Here is a 14,454-nt window from a genome sequence, read left to right as displayed (position 1 = left end):
GGCAGATGACCGTTATCGAACTTGCACAAGAGGCGTGTATCGTTACCGGTAGATCGCCACAGGATCACCCAACGCATCTTCATCTGGGTGAACGCCAAGGCCCGGTGTTTCGGGTAGATGCAGGTGGCCATCCACGTTTCTCGGCCCACGCCCACCGGCGATATCGACGGTGATCATGTCCTGACAGGCCCAGACAGCATGGCAATTCGCATCCGGAATTGTCGCCGCCAGATGCAGCGCTTCGGTATCCGCCAGCACAGAACCACCGGTTGCCATTACAAACATGTCAATCCCATGCGCCAGCGCGACATCGCGCATTCGGACCGCTTTGGTCAGCCCGCCGACCCGGTTGAGCTTGATGCCAAATATTTCGGCAATGCCATCGCGGGCTATGCGCGTCGCGTCCTGAAGGGTCACAAGGCTTTCATCAACGGAAACAGGCGAAGCATGTTTGCCTGAGATCGCGGCAATGTCATCCAGTGTTTCGCAAGGCTGTTCGATCATGACATTGAGGTCTTCGACCGCACTCATCACGCGTAATGCCTGCTGCCGCGTCCAGCCGCGATTGACGTCATAGAGGATGATGTCTTCGGGATTGCGCAGGCTTTCCATGTCACGGATTCGGGCGATATCACGGGCCACATCGCCGCCGATTTTGACGGAATGGGCGATATAGCCGCGCTGCCGGTATCGTTCGATGACGGCGCGGGTTTCTTCGATTGTCTTGGCTCCTACGGAGGATGCGATTGGGCGCGGCGTACGCGACCCTCCCCCCATCAAATCAGCAATCGGAAGACCAGCAACCTGACCGGCTATGTCCCAGCACGCCATGTCAATCGGGCTTTTGGCGTAGAGATGCCCGGGTAGGGCCTGATCCATCGCGCGTTCAACATCCAGAACTCGCCGCGGGTCGAGGCCAAGAACAAACGGTGCCATCGTCTCGATCCCGGCCCGTATGCCGGGGCCGTGGGCGGGTACATAGGTATGCCCCCAGGGCGTGCCTTCGCCCCAACCAACAAGCCCTTTGTCGGTTTCAATCTTGACCAGCGTCGCATCGAGCTTCTCAAACTTCAATCGCCCGCCTGACAGCCAGTATGGATGCTCCAATGGCAGGTCGATTTGAAAGACAGAAATCCCGGCAATTTTCATTTTGGTTTCACCTCGACGCAGTATGTCATGCGGCATCCATCCGAGGCAGATCATCCATTCCATCGCCCCGCCACAAGACAAAGGTCAGGATTGAATGATCGCTTGTCGTCATGGCGTGGCTTTGCCAACTTTCATGCTGGCGGGTCTGGCCCGGCCCGACAAGCTGTGCATTCCCTTCAACCTTAAAACAGGCTTTTCCAGCGAGCGTCAGGTATAGCTCTTCAGCCTGATGGCTGTGCCAGTCATACTGCAGACCTGCGCCCCAATAGGCGACATAACCGCGTAGTTGGGTCGAATGGAAATGCCCGCTGGGTCCGAACAGTTCGTAATACCCGTATCGAGACAAGAAATCCGCACCGACTTCGGATTCGGAATAGGTCAGTTTCCAGTGCGCTTGCTCAGCAGTTGCTGCAATAGCCGTAACCAATGCCTGTGTTTCGGGCGTACCGTTCAGACCAAATTTGCTGACAAGCCGGGTTGCCGGAATCTGTGCGGGCTGTAAGTCCGTTCTGAATAAATCTGTTGGCCAACCCCCAAAACCCGCCAAATCCGGGTGGTTCTGATGCAATCGCCTGGCAGCCAATAAAACATCATCCAACGTCATGGGATCACCACGATGTTTCCGGTGTGTTTCTTCGCGATGAAGGCGGTTTGTGCCTCATGCAATTGGCTTAGAGGGTAGGTTGCGGCCAGGGCCGGTTTTACTTCGCCCGCTTCGATATAACGTACAAGATTTTGCATTACTTCGGGGTCGATGACGGTCGAGCCTGTAAAGGTCAGATCGCGCAAGTAGAACGTCCGCAAATCGAACTCGACCATAGGGCCCGCGATGGCGCCCGAGCAGGTATAGCGTCCGCCGCGTTCAAGAATGCTGATAAGCTGCGGCCAGTATGACCCGCCCACCACGTCGGCAACGACCGTGATCTTTTCGTCTCCCAACGATTTGCGCAAATCATCGGGGGCGCGGGACAGGATGACATCTGGACCCAAGAGGGCCACGTCGTCGTGCTTAACCTCCGACGCCATCGCGATGACCCGCGCATTTCGGCGCTTGGCCAGTTGAACCAGAGCGCCACCGACGCCGCCAGATGCGCCCGGAACAAGAACAGTGTCAGCCGCAGTGACCTTGGCGCGGGTCAGCATACCTTCGGCGGTTGAGTAGGAACAGGAGAAGGTTGCCAGCTCAGCATCTGAAAGTGTTGATTGGATGGCTATCGCATTGACGGCCGGGATCGTTGTGTATTCAGCAAAGCCGCCATCTCGCTCTGATCCGAAGTAGCCGGTTTTGTCCTTGTTCACCGGATCGGTTGGATCGCGCAACCAGCAATCGGTTATCACACGCTCGCCCAAGCGGTTTGGATCCACGCCGTCTCCAACTCCAACGATCTGCCCACAGACATCCGCCCCTTGAATGCGCGGAAAGGCCAGTGGCGCTCCGCCCCAGGTTGGGTCATCAGTGCCGACCTCTTCAAACGCGCCACCGGTGGTCGCATCGCTGACTGTTTTAGAATACCAGCCGGACCTAGTGTTTACGTCGGTATTGTTCAGGCCACAGGCACCGACCTTGATCAGAACTTCGCCCGGTTTGGGAGTGGGACAGGGCCAGTTTTCGTGCCAGATCATCTGATCCAGATCACCGTGCCCCATGGTGACCATCGCCTTCATTGTCTCGGATTGGGCCATGCGGCAAACTCCGTCGATGCATTTACGGTGACCTCAATCAAGCGCGGGAGTGAGCTGAAAGACATCGGTCCGGCCCCCTGAGTCGATTTGGTCTCGACACCGTATGCAAACAAAAATACCATCGTCAATCATGAATGGGACAGATGTATCAAATTTAGTTTTGGAACGGCTGGCGGAAGAACTGTCTCAGTTGACACCCGAGGCACGCAAGGCTGCGACCTATGTGCTTGAGAACCCGCGCGACGTGGGCGTATCGACTGTACGCGAAATTGCTGAAGCCGCCAATGTGAAACCCAATACCATTGTCCGAATGGCGCGGCAGGTGGGGTTCGAAGGCTACGAAGATTTCCGAGTTCCCTTCCGCGAGGCGATCAGGCGCGGGCAGGCCGATTTCCCGGAGCGCGCGCGTTGGCTGCAGGATATTCGTAAGTCCGGCAATATGGGCGGGCTTTATGCGGATATGGTTCAGGACGCCCTGCGCAATGTCGAGGAGACGTTTGCCAATATCTCGTCCGAACAGCTGAAAGCCGCCGCTGAAGATATCTGGAATTCGCGTAACGTGTTCGTGCTGGGCGTTGGTGTGAACAATTCGAATGCGCGAAACTTTGTTTATCTGGCCTCGACGGGCATGGTGCAGTTTCATGCTATCCCGCGCGCCGGATCAAATCCGATTGACGATCTGGCATGGGCGGACAAACGCGATGTGCTAATTGCGATGACCTGCAAACCTTATCGGAATGAAGTGGTCGAGGCGGTGCAAGTTGCCCGAGAGCAGGGCATGACGGTGGTCGGTCTTTCTGACAGCCCAGCCAGCCCTGTTCTGCGCAATGCACAACACGGGTTCGTCATCTCGGCGGATACGCCGCAATTCTTCCCGTCATCAGTAAGTACTATCGCATTGCTCGAAACGCTTTTGTCCTTCGTCATTGCAGTGGCCAGCGACGAGATTGTCGAAAGAGTGGCGACCTTTCACAAGCGTCGCCATCAGCTAGGCCTATATCACGCGGAAGAGCCCTGATTGGATCAGGCCAATCCGCATTGGCCATTCAGCCACGCACCAGGTGACCTCCATCCACATCCAGCACAGCGCCTGTGAGATAGCCATTTGTCATTGCCATTATCACAGCTTGGGCGATGTCCTCTGCCTCACCAATGCGTCCGACGGGCAGGCTGTTACCAACCTGAGCGAACATGGCCTCGCGAGCCTCATTCGACATTGCCGCGTAAGCCTCGGTCGCAACCATTCCAGGGCTGATGCAGTTCACACGCGCACGGTTTGATAGCTCCAATGCCAACCCCTTGGACAGGGCTTCGACCGCCGCGTTCACGGCCCCAAGACCCGTTGCACCGGCAGAGGGTCGGCGGCTGAGGACGCCAGAAAAGAAGGTGATGGAGCCGCCTTCAGTCAAGACAGGCAAGACTTCACGCGCCGCCACATAGGGCCCGATAAATTTAGCCTCGAACATCGCGCGCAGGTCAGTGGTTGGCAATTCGGCGAAGGCCCCACGCGCTGCGCTTGAGGCAGAGATGACCAGATGATCTACTTTTTCAAGGCCGCTGGCCCAGGACTTCATGCCAGTTTCGTTGGTGGTATCGACCGGTGCGATCTGAACTTCGCCTCCGATGTCTGCCGCTGCTGCTTCCAGCTTGGCGGGACTCCGGCTGGCGATGGTAACTTTCGCACCAAGCGCCACCGCCAGCTTTGCGGTGGCCTTACCCATGCCGCTGCTGCCGCCAATGATAACAACGTGTTTGCCGATGAGGTCCGTTTCGAAAACCGAGTTCATTGCTTTGGTTCCTTGCTTGTCGTGTTTGTTAAATGAGTCAATCGATGCTGAGCACCAACTTGCCGGTGGTTTCACCCGCCTCTAGGCGGCGATGCGCTTCCGTGGCCTTGGCGATTGGGTATGTGGTGATCTGAGGACGCAGAATGCCAGTTTCCAACAGCTTGAATACCTTGGTCATGTCCGCGCCGAATGCAGTTGGTCGGTTGGAAAAATACGTGTAAATATCGCTGACCCGCACTGAGACAGATTTCTGGAAGTGTTTCGCCAGATCCTCGGCAAAATCGCCAGCTGGCGGCCCGGCAAGGAATCCGAAGAGCACAGCCGTTCCAAGGGGAGCCAGCGCATCAAGGTCTGATTTCAAGGAGTCACCGGAAACCGGATTCAACGTCAGATCAACACCGCGCCCACTTGTGATCTCTGGCACCAGCGTGGCCACGTCCTGAGTACGATAGTCGATGACAAAATCTGCTCCTTGCGCCTGGGCGTATCCGACCTTTTCAGTGCTGACCGAAGCGATCACAGTCATGCCCAGATGCTTGGCGATGTGGAGGGCCATCGTGCCCACTCCGCCTGCAGCCGCATGCACCAGTACGGATCTTCCGGCCGCCGCACCGCCCAGATTGACCAGCATGTGATAGGCCGTCATTGCGTTTACAGGGATTGCTGCTGCGGTTTCAAAGGCGATGGTATCGGCAATTTTGGTTACATAAGGTGCACTTATTACGGAATGCGTACCATAGCCGCCCGCACCAATCGGGCCCATCCATGCGACGCGATCACCCACGGCGAAACCAACGGCATCTTTGCCCGTCGCTTCGACGATTCCGGCACCTTCAACGCCGGGTACATGGGGCAGGTCTGGCATCATGCCCTCTGGCATTTCGCCACGGCGAATAATCGTATCGATAAAATTTACCGCCCCGGCATGATTACGGATCAGGATTTCTCTGGCACCGGGCTGTGCGACAGCTTGGTCAACGCTTCGCAGAACTTCGGGCCCGCCAGTTTGGGTGATTTCTATCGCGTACGGCATCATGCATCTCCTTTTGTTTCGCAGAAGATAGCGATGACGCCATTTCGTGATAATCGTTGAATCTAGAAGGTATTATCTCATAAATAGAATTATGATCTACAACGACCTTGGCCTGTTTACTGTTGTCGCCCACCACCTCAGCTTTTCCAAAGCTGCAGATCGGCTGGGTATTCCGCTTAGCAGGATTAGTCGCAGGATTGCCATGTTAGAGGATCATCTGGGCGCTAAGCTATTCGAGCGCACGACAAGGCAGGTGCGCCTGACCGAAGAGGGGCGCCGTCTTCTGGATCGTTGTCAGGATCCGATTGAAGCGCTTCAGCGTGTTGCGGGTTTTACCGATGACACGCGGCACCACACGATCCGCATTACGGCCCCACCCTTGGCAGCTCGTACAACGATTGGGCCAAAGCTGGTGGATTTCGCCGAACAAAATCCTCAGGTCCAGCTTGAACTGACGACGACTAACATCATGCTGGATTTTTTCGCGGACAATATCGACCTCGCCTTTCGGGTCGGTCCGCTTGCGGACTCCGGTCTTGTTGCCAAGCGGTTATGGTCAGTTCCATATTGTTTTTGCGCAGGGCAGGGCTTCATTCGAGAGCACGGGCTTTCGGGTCCTTTAACGCGACCGAAGTTCCAGACTCTTCCTGCGCTGATGGCGGGTCAACCTTGGGTACTGGAAACGGGAGAGACGGTGAATCCAGCCCACATAGCCCATAATATTGGCGACCTTGATGTCATAGCACAGGCCGCTCGTCGTAATCTGGGGATAGCGATGTTGCCGAAGGATATGGTGGAGGGCGATCTGCGACGACTGGAAGTTGAGAATACTGTCCCGCTGACTCGAGACATGTATGCGGTTTATCCCAGCCGTCGCCTGTTGCCCGAGCGTGTCAGGAAACTGATCGATTTCATGGCGCCGAGATAAATCCTACCAATCAATTTGCACCCCATCCCGAAAGAAACCACCTGTTGGACCGTTCACGGGCAGTGTTGCAGCCCACACGACGCCCTTGGCCCCTTCGGACACCGGGCGACCACCCCCGCCCATGTCAGTGGCGACCCAGCCGGGGCACACTGCGTTGACAAGGATGCCTTCGGGTTTCAAATCAGCCGCAGTCTTGATGGTCAGCGCATTGAGCGCTGTTTTCGAGATGCCATATCCAGGAGTGCTGGATGACATGCCTGTCAGCGCTCCTGAGCCGGAAGACACGTTTACAATCCGGGCATCATGACCATTTTGAAGTAAGGGAACGGCCGAAATGGTTGTTGCCCAGGCTCCGAAGAAGTTGGTCTCGAAAGCACGACGCACGCGCACCAGGTCGGCGCTGAGCGCGTGCTGATCCGTGTCGTAGTCAACGCCTGCATTGTTTACCAGTATGTCGAGATATCCGTATTCGGAGTTGATCTTATCAAAGGCAGCGTTGACCGAGCTCTGATCGGACACGTCCAGTTGCAAGGCCCTAGCTCCATGCCCAATCTCTTCGGCCGTGGCTTGTCCCTTTTGCGGGTCGCGCGATGCTACCAAAACAAATAATCCATGATCGCGGGCCAGTTGTAGGGCGACTTCTTTACCGATGCCTCGATTGGCTCCGGTCACAAGTGCGATACGTTGTTCGGTCATGAGGTTTCCTTTGAATTTTCGTCAGTTAACCGAAAGCAAAGCCTAATAGTGAGATTGCCAACATCGCTCTGGCAAGGCAGCCGGCGCGCAACGATGCGGCGTTAACTGATGTCAGTTGGCCCCGGCCCCGCGTTCACCAGCGAGGGCGACGAGACCACGGTCGCCGGTTTCCCAAAGAGCGGTCATCGTCATCGTTGTCACAACCCAGCGTTCACCTGTTTTTTCCAACGCATAGTCATAGCGGCCGCCCAATACCCATAGGCCATCGTCAAGCCGGTGGGTAGCGGTGAAATCAGCCTGCGCCGTCGCGGCGGTTTCTGAAACTGAGGTGATTGCGTGGTTGGTCACCATGTGATGCGTGCTGTCGAACCCGGGCAGGAAGGCGGCCCAGCCCGCAACAAGTTCGTCAGCGGGTTGGGTTGCCGGGTCTCCACCCCAAAGGCTGGTGTAGTCAATGGTGACGTGATCGGCGAAGGCATCCCTTACACGGGTCCAATCATGCCGGTCTGCGCCTGCAGCGATATCCGTTAGGGTGCGGGTGATGTCGGTTTGATCGGCCATTGCAGGGCCTCCAATCATTGTTATGGCGGTGAGCATGGCGATGAGGGATCGTTTCATATCCGAGTCCTTTGTCAGAGTTGTACAAAGCAACGTGCGTTGCTGCGCCTGCTTCATTCATTAGCCAAGCGTTCAGGCACGGGCGCTAAGTTGTATTGCGACCAAAAAAACGTATTCGCCGCATCCTGATCGGCACTGAGATTGGTGGCCTCGACGATCTTGCCGTTCTCGATCCGGTAGACCAGAGCCCAGATGGTATCGACATTCGGCTTACCTTCGGCGTTGGACCAGCCTCGGTGAATATCTACAACATGGGTTTCATCCGCGCCAAAGTAGATCGGGTCAGCCTGAAACCCAGCTGCGCCCAACTGGGCGAAGAAGGCCAAAACTTCATCCCGACCGTTTTTGGTGCCGCTCAGCGGATGGCGGCCGGGAATGTGCCATTGTACGTCCTCGTCCATGACAGCGGCGATTCCATCAAGGTCGTTCGAGCCGTAAGCCGCAAAAAAGTTCTGAACCACTTTCATATTGTCTTCGGGGGTATCGGCCATTGCGTTGCCTCCCATAACGGTCGCGACCGCGAGTGCTAGTTGAAGTTTTCGGGTCATTGGGGTCTCCAAGGGAATGAGGCGTCGGATAGCGAGGTCCGACGCCTGATCAGCAGGATCAATTATCCAATCCGGCGCGGAAGTGGTCGGCAACGGCGTCGGCCGCCCGTGTCACGTCCTCGGGGTTGTCGTAGAAATCGAACTGCGTGACATCCTCGAGCCACTGCGCAGTCGCGTCACCGGCAAATCCGGCAAGGAAGGTCTGCACGCCCTGCGGGATCGCTGCGCTTTCAGAGTGAACAATGGTCAGCGGTTTGTCCAGACGCTGTGGGTTGTCGGCGGGATGGTAGGTCAGCCAGCCTTCCCAGCCTGCATTGTTCCATTTGTCATCATATTCCGGGATCGCCCCACGGTCAGCCTCATAGTAGTAACCACCGATCGGCATCAGCACGCCTTCGGCACCTTCTGGACCCGCGGCAGGAATGATCTGGCCCCCGGCGGCTTCGGCAGCCCGAGAGACTTGAAGCAAGCCGGCAACACCTTCTGCGCCGCCGTAGACGGCCTCAACAATTTCGGCGTTCTGCAGCCAGGGAGCAACCAAACCAAGTCGCTGAACCAGCGGGTTGCCCGAGACGGCATCGACCATATAACCCGCTGAGGCGCAGATACCCAGCCCATTGATGTGCTCGGCGTCCACTTCTGGCAGGGTCGCTATGAATTCGATCGCTGCCTTGATGTCCGAGGTCTTGGCTTCGGGGCTTTCGACAAAGCGCGCTTGGTTCGGCAGATCGCCGGATTTACCCCAGCCTCGGAAATCGAAGGTGAAGGCGGCAAATCCGCGTTCGGCCATTTCCCGGGCATAGTTCGCCGGCATCTGTTCTTGTACCGAGGTCCAGGCCCCTGTGACCACGACCGTTGGCAATGGTGCATCGCCGCGTTCTTCGGGTAGGTACAGTGTGCCGGATAGGGTGGCACCTTCATTCTCAAAGGTGACAATGCGGGTTTCGACCTGTGCGACGGCAGCTGTCGAGGCCATTAAAGCCGCAGCGGTATTCAGAGCGAGGGTTTTCATCGCGATATCTCCCAAAGTCTGTCTGGATGGGCGCAAGCCCGATGACGAAAGAGATACGTTGCCGGAGGTTCACTTGATTGCACCGGACTGCTGTGTTTTTGAATGATCCTGCATCAAGCCATGTTGGCCGCGCGATAAGCCTTGGGGGTTTGTCCCACCACCTGTTTAAAGCTGCGCGTGAAATGAGCCTGATCGGAAAAGCCACATTCCAAAGCGATATCACCCAGAGGACGCTGCTGGTCCTGCATCATCTTCATCGCCTGTTCAATTCGGTAGGCCATGACATATTGCATCGGGGTCGTGCCCAACGTCTCTTTGAACATACGTGCGAAGTGCGAAGGGCTCATTCCCGCCTCGGTCGCGAGCTGCTCAACGGTTATGGTCTGATCCAGCCGGTTCTGTACAAAGGCCAAAACGCGCTGGTAATGCCGGGATGTGAAGCGGGATGACAACTGAACATCTTCGATCCGGCGTTTTCCATATTTCTGGAGCAGTTTCACTAGGAATACGCGGCTCATGGCTTCGAACATCACGACTGAAGACATGTCGGTCGATTCCAATGCGTCACGCAGTATAACGCCAGCCGTGCACAGATCAGGGTCCGAGAACTGCGGCAAATCCCGAAATTGCTGCGGGTCAAGCAGCATGCCCAGCTCGGACTGAGCAAAGCGTTCAACCTTAGCCGGGTCCAGTGTGATAACGATGACATCAGACGTCGCGTACCACCGCCAACCCGATCGCATACCAGCCGGAGTGACGATGATTTCATCCTTGTGAAACATGAAATCCCGCAACTCACCATCCCTCCAGTTCTGAACTCTGTGCGGAATGGTCTGGAGATTGAGAAGCACGTGATGCTCTTTGAAAACATCCTCGGGCATCTGATCCGGCTCAGCCCGGAAATACCGAACGGACATCAACCCTGCAGCCGAAGGCCGCTCGATCGCATCACTGTTTAGTAAAGGTTCCGAGGGGTAAATGTCCGCATATCTCGAAGGCAATCGTCGGCTCCCATAGTGTACCTGGGCAATTCTCGCTGGCGTCGATCGCACACGGTTGAAAACATCCAACAGGGGTGCGAACCCATGGAGTGGTTCCGTGGCCACCTGCTTCTCGCAACGCAGCCGTAGCGTTCGGGTCGACGCTTAGAGAATTTTCAAGATTGCGGTCGCTGAATCAAGACGGAACACGATGCCCGACGAGAAACACGCGCTGCCGTTGATCCGAGAAAATAGTCCATTGCCGATGGGTGATGCGCTCCGACAACAATCAAATCAGCGCCGATTTCACGTGCGAACTCGGTAATGCGCAGCCCTGGCTTTCCCGTTTCTACCTGGCAGTTTATATCGGTCGCTTCTCCGGCGATCGACTTTAGGGTTCCCATGATTTTGTTGGTCAGATGGTTCTCGGATTTCACTGTCACGAATTCCGCCGTAAAACCCGGGATCTGTTCCAGAACTGTAAGTAGTGTGATCTTTCCGTCAGCTGCCAAAAGCTTGCGGGCAGTGGTGATTTTCTCGGCAACCAACTCTTCATGATCAATGGCAACGGGGATCAATATGGATTTATACATGTAAAGCACTCCCAGTGAGTTTCGGCGATGTCAACGAGCAGGGCTTGGTGCATCATAACTTGATAAGTACTTTCAGAATTAAAGGTTCTGATCTGTTGCCCAGGACCCCGCCCTGCCTTAGTGGCCAAACACCTCGAGCCGCGCCCATTCTGGACCTCGGTTCAAGAGAAAGACGGCCACCGCATATGCAATGGCCGCCTTGAGGTTACTATGCGCTGCGATACAGTTTTGTCATCGAGAATTCCCGATGTCCCAGCGCCTCTGCCGCGGTGTTACGGCCGTTTGCTGTCCTGCGGATCATATCGATCAGAGCATCACCAGCCTGATCGATGGTTTGTTCGCGCCGCAAGATGCCTGAAACATCAACGTCCACATGCTCGCCCATGGTGCGCACTGTACGCGGGTTCGCGGTGATCTTGATGACCGGAACGATCGGGTTGCCCACCACGTTGCCCTGACCTGTCGGGAAGGTATGGATCACAGCACCGCCCGCCGCCATCAGCGTCACACATTCCGCCGCAGCTGATGAACTGTCCATGAAGTAGAGGCCTTTGCCCGAGTTAGGTTGCTCGGCAGGTTCCAGAATGTCGATATACTGCGAAGTCCGGCCGATCTTTTCGAGGTTGCCAAGCGCCTTTTCCTCAATGGTGGTCAGGCCACCTTCGATGTTGCCCTTGGTTGGCTGGCTGTCGCTGAGGTCATCGGTCTGATGGGCAAAGATTACATCGTCCTGATAGGCTTTCCACATCTTGTACCAGCGTTCGCCCACTTCTTCATTGATGGCGCGTTTCTGGCAGATATGTTCCGCCCCGGTGATTTCCGAGGTTTCACCAAAGAACCCGGTGATCCCTTCGGGCAGCAACTTGTCATACATGTTGCCAACGGTTGGGCAGGACCCCAGACCCGTTGTCGTGTCGCTTTCACCGCATTTGGTCGAAATCCAAAGCTCGTTGATCGAGCATTCCTCGCGCTGGACCTCGGTGGCCTTGTGGACAAAATCCTTGGCGGCCCATGAAGCGCGCCGGATGGTTTCAAAATCACCGTTCTGTTCGATTGAGAACTCTGCCACGTCCTTGCCGGTCTCGCGGATGCCGTCGGCAATGCGTTTGGTCCAACCCGGCTCGATGCCGATGACGACCACCGAGTGGACATTCGGGTTGGCCCCTGTGCCGATCATAGTGCGGAAATGCAGCTCGAGGTCCTCACCGAACTGAAGGCGGCCATAAGCGTGTGGGATTGCCAGCGTGCCCTTGACGTTGTTGGCGACTGCCTCGCAGGCGGCGTTGGAAATGTCATCGACGGGCAGGATCAGCACGTGGTTGCGCACACCAACCCGGCCGTTTTCGCGCCGGTAGCCCATGACAGTCATGTTTGAATATTTGCTCATGGTATTAACCCCTTACCAGCGCTTGGTCTTGCAGTTTTGCGTGTGGACATGCCCGCCGCGTGGGATGTCAGCGATGATCTTACCAATGTCTTCGCCATATTTGATCGCCGTATCGCCGTTCTTGAGGTCCGTGAGCGCAATCTTGTGGCCAATCGGAACATCCGCGCCTGCGGTCAGGCGAAAGGTCGAGTTGTCATGTGTAATACAGCACAGCATGTCGGTGCCTGCAGTCAGGCCTTCAACGACCACGACACCGACATTGTCTTCCTCTTCATGCACCAAAAGGTGCGGTATTTCATTTGGGGCTGGATTTGACATGAAGGTCTCCGGTTTTTGCTATGGTTTAAGGATGGTTTTCGGCGCAAGCGTCTTGCCAGCGCGAATGTCTGTAAAGGCCGCGGCCCCGTCGGACAGGTCGCGGGTTTCAACCCAGTCAAGCGTCCCGAGGCGGCCGTTGAACATGGCATTGCATGTGTCGCGGAAGTCCTGTGCGGTATAGGTGTAGGTGCCGATCAGCGTGATTTCCTGCAGCGTGATGCGTCGGATATCCAATCCACCTTCGGAACTGCCTAGGCCGATGTGCAAAATCACCCCGCCCGGGCTGACGAGCGCCGAGGCAACCGCGCGGGTAGACGCAAACCCCACTGCGTCGATCACCAATGGAATGTCCTGTTCCGGTGTGTCCACAACGGCGATTCCACAGGTGTCGCGAAGATAGGTCGCACGGGCTGCGTTGGGTTCGGATAAGGTCACCTGCTCGACCCCCATCGCAGTGAGCGCGAGAGCTGCCGCTAGCCCGATTGCCCCGCCGCCAATCACATGGGCACGCCGTTCGTCTGCCGGGTGCAGGGCCGCAAGCCCCAGCCGCACCGCATGCCAGCTGACCGCAATCGGTTCGGCGAGTGCGGCCTGCTCCAGCGTGATATGCGAGGGCACTTCAATCAAATTGCGCTCTGGGATAGCGACATATTCCGCAAAAGCGCCTTCGCGCGGCGGCATTGAGATGATCTGTCGCGAGGGGCAAAGGTTCTCACGTCCGGACCGGCTGGCCGCGCTGTTGGGGTCGTTTACCAGCGGATTGATGGTTACGCGGCGACCATCAGCAGTCACTCCGGCCCCTTCATGGCCGAGGATCAGCGGTGCCGGGCGGCGGTCATCATGGCCCAGATAGGCGTGCATGTCGGACCCGCAAATGCCGACGCTATCGATACGGACGAGAACCTCATCGGGGCCGGGCTCCGGGTCCGCGAAATTGCGGTATTCCAGTGTTTCTACATCGGTGTAGACTAACGCTCTCATTTCGCTGTAAACCCCCCATCAACCATCAAAACTTGCCCGGTCACGTAGGCACAGGCATCAGAGCAAAAGAACAGCAACGGGCCGTCGAGGTCTTTGGGCTCACCGTTGCGACCGATACAGGTCTGCGCAGCATTACGGTTCGCGCGTTCAGGATCATTGAACACTGCAGCCGTCAGCTCGGTTCGAAAGAACCCAGGGCCAATCGCGTTTACGCATATTCCGCTTGATGACCAGGCCTCGGCCATTGCTCGGGTCAGCTGTGCCACGCCGCCCTTAGACGCCCCATAGCTAAGCCCACCTGGAAAAGCTCGGCTGGACTGGAGCGATGCGAAATTTACGATCCGTCCCCAGCCTTTGGCCTTCATATCGGGCACTAGGTGCTGCGACAGAAAGAAGGGAACGGCAAGGTTCAATCCCAGTGTGATGTCCCACCCCTCAGGCGATACATCATCCGCAGCCTCGCGCGTGTTGATTCCGGCGGCATGCACCAGAATATCCGGTGCCCCAAACGGCTGCGACGCGGCAACGGCCAGCTCTGCCAACCGATCGCGATCCGAAAGATCCCATGGCAGCGCATGAACCTGATCCAGCTCGGCCAACGCTTCTGCACGTCGCGCCACGCCCACGACCTTAGCGCCAGCATGCGACAGTACCTCTGCCGCTCTGCGACCAAGGCCGGAGCTGGCCCCGGTCACAAGAGCGGTATGTCCAGTGAGATCAGGATGATAGGTCACGGGTTGG

17 protein-coding genes are annotated in these 14,454 nt (G+C 56.8%); 2 read left to right on the top strand and 15 right to left on the bottom strand.

What is annotated here, in order from left to right; all coding sequences use genetic code 11:
• Positions 1-42: 42 nt before the first annotated feature.
• Genes ACR0DK_RS02495 through ACR0DK_RS02485 form a run of 3 tightly spaced genes read right to left on the bottom strand, consistent with a single transcriptional unit; the run spans position 43 to position 2,832 of the window.
• Positions 43-1,149: a mandelate racemase/muconate lactonizing enzyme family protein gene (locus tag ACR0DK_RS02495; RefSeq protein WP_223116906.1), complete on the bottom strand. Its 1,107-nt coding sequence runs from the start codon at positions 1,147-1,149 to the stop codon at positions 43-45.
• Between the two features lie 25 nt (positions 1,150-1,174).
• A complete protein-coding gene (locus ACR0DK_RS02490) occupies positions 1,175-1,753 on the bottom strand; it encodes a dimethylsulfonioproprionate lyase family protein (protein ID WP_480734693.1) in 579 nt (192 codons plus the stop codon).
• Positions 1,750-2,832, bottom strand: a complete 1,083-nt coding sequence (locus ACR0DK_RS02485; protein ID WP_480592720.1) for an alcohol dehydrogenase family protein — start codon at positions 2,830-2,832, stop codon at positions 1,750-1,752. The genes ACR0DK_RS02490 and ACR0DK_RS02485 overlap by 4 nt, the downstream gene beginning before the upstream one ends.
• 130 nt (positions 2,833-2,962) lie before the next feature.
• Here ACR0DK_RS02485 and ACR0DK_RS02480 point away from each other — a divergent pair, with 130 nt between their 5' ends.
• Positions 2,963-3,850 (top strand): MurR/RpiR family transcriptional regulator, encoded by an 888-nt coding sequence (locus ACR0DK_RS02480; RefSeq protein ID WP_170392553.1) that lies wholly within the window; start codon positions 2,963-2,965, stop codon positions 3,848-3,850.
• 28 nt (positions 3,851-3,878) lie between these two features.
• On the opposite strand, the gene ACR0DK_RS02475 is transcribed toward ACR0DK_RS02480, so the two are convergent.
• Together ACR0DK_RS02475 and ACR0DK_RS02470 are read right to left on the bottom strand one after the other, a co-directional pair.
• Complete coding sequence (locus tag ACR0DK_RS02475) at positions 3,879-4,619, bottom strand: SDR family oxidoreductase (protein WP_480734692.1); 741 nt, start codon at positions 4,617-4,619, stop codon at positions 3,879-3,881.
• Positions 4,620-4,656: 37 nt separating this feature from the next.
• Complete coding sequence (locus tag ACR0DK_RS02470; RefSeq protein ID WP_223116904.1) at positions 4,657-5,652, bottom strand: quinone oxidoreductase family protein; 996 nt, start codon at positions 5,650-5,652, stop codon at positions 4,657-4,659.
• 91 nt (positions 5,653-5,743) lie between these two features.
• On the opposite strand from ACR0DK_RS02470, the gene ACR0DK_RS02465 reads away from it, so the two are divergent.
• A complete protein-coding gene (locus ACR0DK_RS02465) occupies positions 5,744-6,580 on the top strand; it encodes a LysR family transcriptional regulator (RefSeq protein ID WP_223116903.1) in 837 nt (278 codons plus the stop codon).
• A gap of 3 nt (positions 6,581-6,583) precedes the next feature.
• On the opposite strand, the gene ACR0DK_RS02460 is transcribed toward ACR0DK_RS02465, so the two are convergent.
• The 10 genes from ACR0DK_RS02460 to ACR0DK_RS02415 form a co-directional block, all read right to left on the bottom strand.
• The gene (locus ACR0DK_RS02460; protein ID WP_480615075.1) at positions 6,584-7,276 is read right to left on the bottom strand and encodes an SDR family NAD(P)-dependent oxidoreductase; all 693 of its coding nucleotides are present in this window, start codon (positions 7,274-7,276) and stop codon (positions 6,584-6,586) included.
• Between the two features lie 111 nt (positions 7,277-7,387).
• Positions 7,388-7,894 (bottom strand): nuclear transport factor 2 family protein, encoded by a 507-nt coding sequence (locus ACR0DK_RS02455; protein WP_170420457.1) that lies wholly within the window; start codon positions 7,892-7,894, stop codon positions 7,388-7,390.
• Between the two features lie 53 nt (positions 7,895-7,947).
• Complete coding sequence (locus ACR0DK_RS02450; RefSeq protein ID WP_480615073.1) at positions 7,948-8,442, bottom strand: nuclear transport factor 2 family protein; 495 nt, start codon at positions 8,440-8,442, stop codon at positions 7,948-7,950.
• 58 nt (positions 8,443-8,500) lie between these two features.
• A complete protein-coding gene (locus ACR0DK_RS02445) occupies positions 8,501-9,454 on the bottom strand; it encodes an alpha/beta hydrolase (RefSeq protein ID WP_170513551.1) in 954 nt (317 codons plus the stop codon).
• A 113-nt stretch (positions 9,455-9,567) separates the two neighbouring features.
• Positions 9,568-10,455 carry a helix-turn-helix domain-containing protein gene (locus ACR0DK_RS02440; protein WP_170402136.1) on the bottom strand — a complete coding sequence of 296 codons (888 nt, stop codon included), beginning with the start codon at positions 10,453-10,455 and terminating at the stop codon, positions 9,568-9,570.
• Between the two features lie 155 nt (positions 10,456-10,610).
• A complete protein-coding gene (locus ACR0DK_RS02435) occupies positions 10,611-11,027 on the bottom strand; it encodes a universal stress protein (protein WP_170402133.1) in 417 nt (138 codons plus the stop codon).
• A 208-nt stretch (positions 11,028-11,235) separates the two neighbouring features.
• Positions 11,236-12,414, bottom strand: coding sequence for a UxaA family hydrolase (locus tag ACR0DK_RS02430; RefSeq protein ID WP_170392544.1), 1,179 nt, complete (start codon positions 12,412-12,414; stop codon positions 11,236-11,238).
• A gap of 12 nt (positions 12,415-12,426) precedes the next feature.
• Positions 12,427-12,732, bottom strand: coding sequence for a UxaA family hydrolase (locus ACR0DK_RS02425; RefSeq protein WP_170392543.1), 306 nt, complete (start codon positions 12,730-12,732; stop codon positions 12,427-12,429).
• A gap of 18 nt (positions 12,733-12,750) precedes the next feature.
• Positions 12,751-13,713 (bottom strand): alcohol dehydrogenase catalytic domain-containing protein, encoded by a 963-nt coding sequence (locus ACR0DK_RS02420; protein ID WP_170646665.1) that lies wholly within the window; start codon positions 13,711-13,713, stop codon positions 12,751-12,753.
• A complete protein-coding gene (locus tag ACR0DK_RS02415; RefSeq protein WP_170609663.1) occupies positions 13,710-14,447 on the bottom strand; it encodes an SDR family oxidoreductase in 738 nt (245 codons plus the stop codon). The genes ACR0DK_RS02420 and ACR0DK_RS02415 overlap by 4 nt, the downstream gene beginning before the upstream one ends.
• Positions 14,448-14,454 lie beyond the last annotated feature (7 nt).

It is taken from the genome of Ruegeria sp. CE6 (genome assembly GCF_056537485.1).
This window is presented reverse-complemented; position numbering and strand designations above follow the sequence as displayed.

Bases quoted from the DNA above. Each gene is read 5' to 3' on its own strand.
- ACR0DK_RS02495 (WP_223116906.1), bottom strand. From the start codon at position 1,149: ATGAAAATTGCCGGGATTTCTGTCTTTCAAATCGACCTGCCATTGGAG.
- ACR0DK_RS02490 (WP_480734693.1), bottom strand. From the start codon at position 1,753: ATGACGTTGGATGATGTTTTATTGGCTGCCAGGCGATTGCATCAGAAC.
- ACR0DK_RS02485 (WP_480592720.1), bottom strand. From the start codon at position 2,832: ATGGCCCAATCCGAGACAATGAAGGCGATGGTCACCATGGGGCACGGT.
- ACR0DK_RS02480 (WP_170392553.1), top strand. From the start codon at position 2,963: ATGAATGGGACAGATGTATCAAATTTAGTTTTGGAACGGCTGGCGGAA.
- ACR0DK_RS02475 (WP_480734692.1), bottom strand. From the start codon at position 4,619: ATGAACTCGGTTTTCGAAACGGACCTCATCGGCAAACACGTTGTTATC.
- ACR0DK_RS02470 (WP_223116904.1), bottom strand. From the start codon at position 5,652: ATGCCGTACGCGATAGAAATCACCCAAACTGGCGGGCCCGAAGTTCTG.
- ACR0DK_RS02465 (WP_223116903.1), top strand. From the start codon at position 5,744: ATGATCTACAACGACCTTGGCCTGTTTACTGTTGTCGCCCACCACCTC.
- ACR0DK_RS02460 (WP_480615075.1), bottom strand. From the start codon at position 7,276: ATGACCGAACAACGTATCGCACTTGTGACCGGAGCCAATCGAGGCATC.
- ACR0DK_RS02455 (WP_170420457.1), bottom strand. From the start codon at position 7,894: ATGAAACGATCCCTCATCGCCATGCTCACCGCCATAACAATGATTGGA.
- ACR0DK_RS02450 (WP_480615073.1), bottom strand. From the start codon at position 8,442: ATGACCCGAAAACTTCAACTAGCACTCGCGGTCGCGACCGTTATGGGA.
- ACR0DK_RS02445 (WP_170513551.1), bottom strand. From the start codon at position 9,454: ATGAAAACCCTCGCTCTGAATACCGCTGCGGCTTTAATGGCCTCGACA.
- ACR0DK_RS02435 (WP_170402133.1), bottom strand. From the start codon at position 11,027: ATGTATAAATCCATATTGATCCCCGTTGCCATTGATCATGAAGAGTTG.
- ACR0DK_RS02430 (WP_170392544.1), bottom strand. From the start codon at position 12,414: ATGAGCAAATATTCAAACATGACTGTCATGGGCTACCGGCGCGAAAAC.
- ACR0DK_RS02425 (WP_170392543.1), bottom strand. From the start codon at position 12,732: ATGTCAAATCCAGCCCCAAATGAAATACCGCACCTTTTGGTGCATGAA.
- ACR0DK_RS02420 (WP_170646665.1), bottom strand. From the start codon at position 13,713: ATGAGAGCGTTAGTCTACACCGATGTAGAAACACTGGAATACCGCAAT.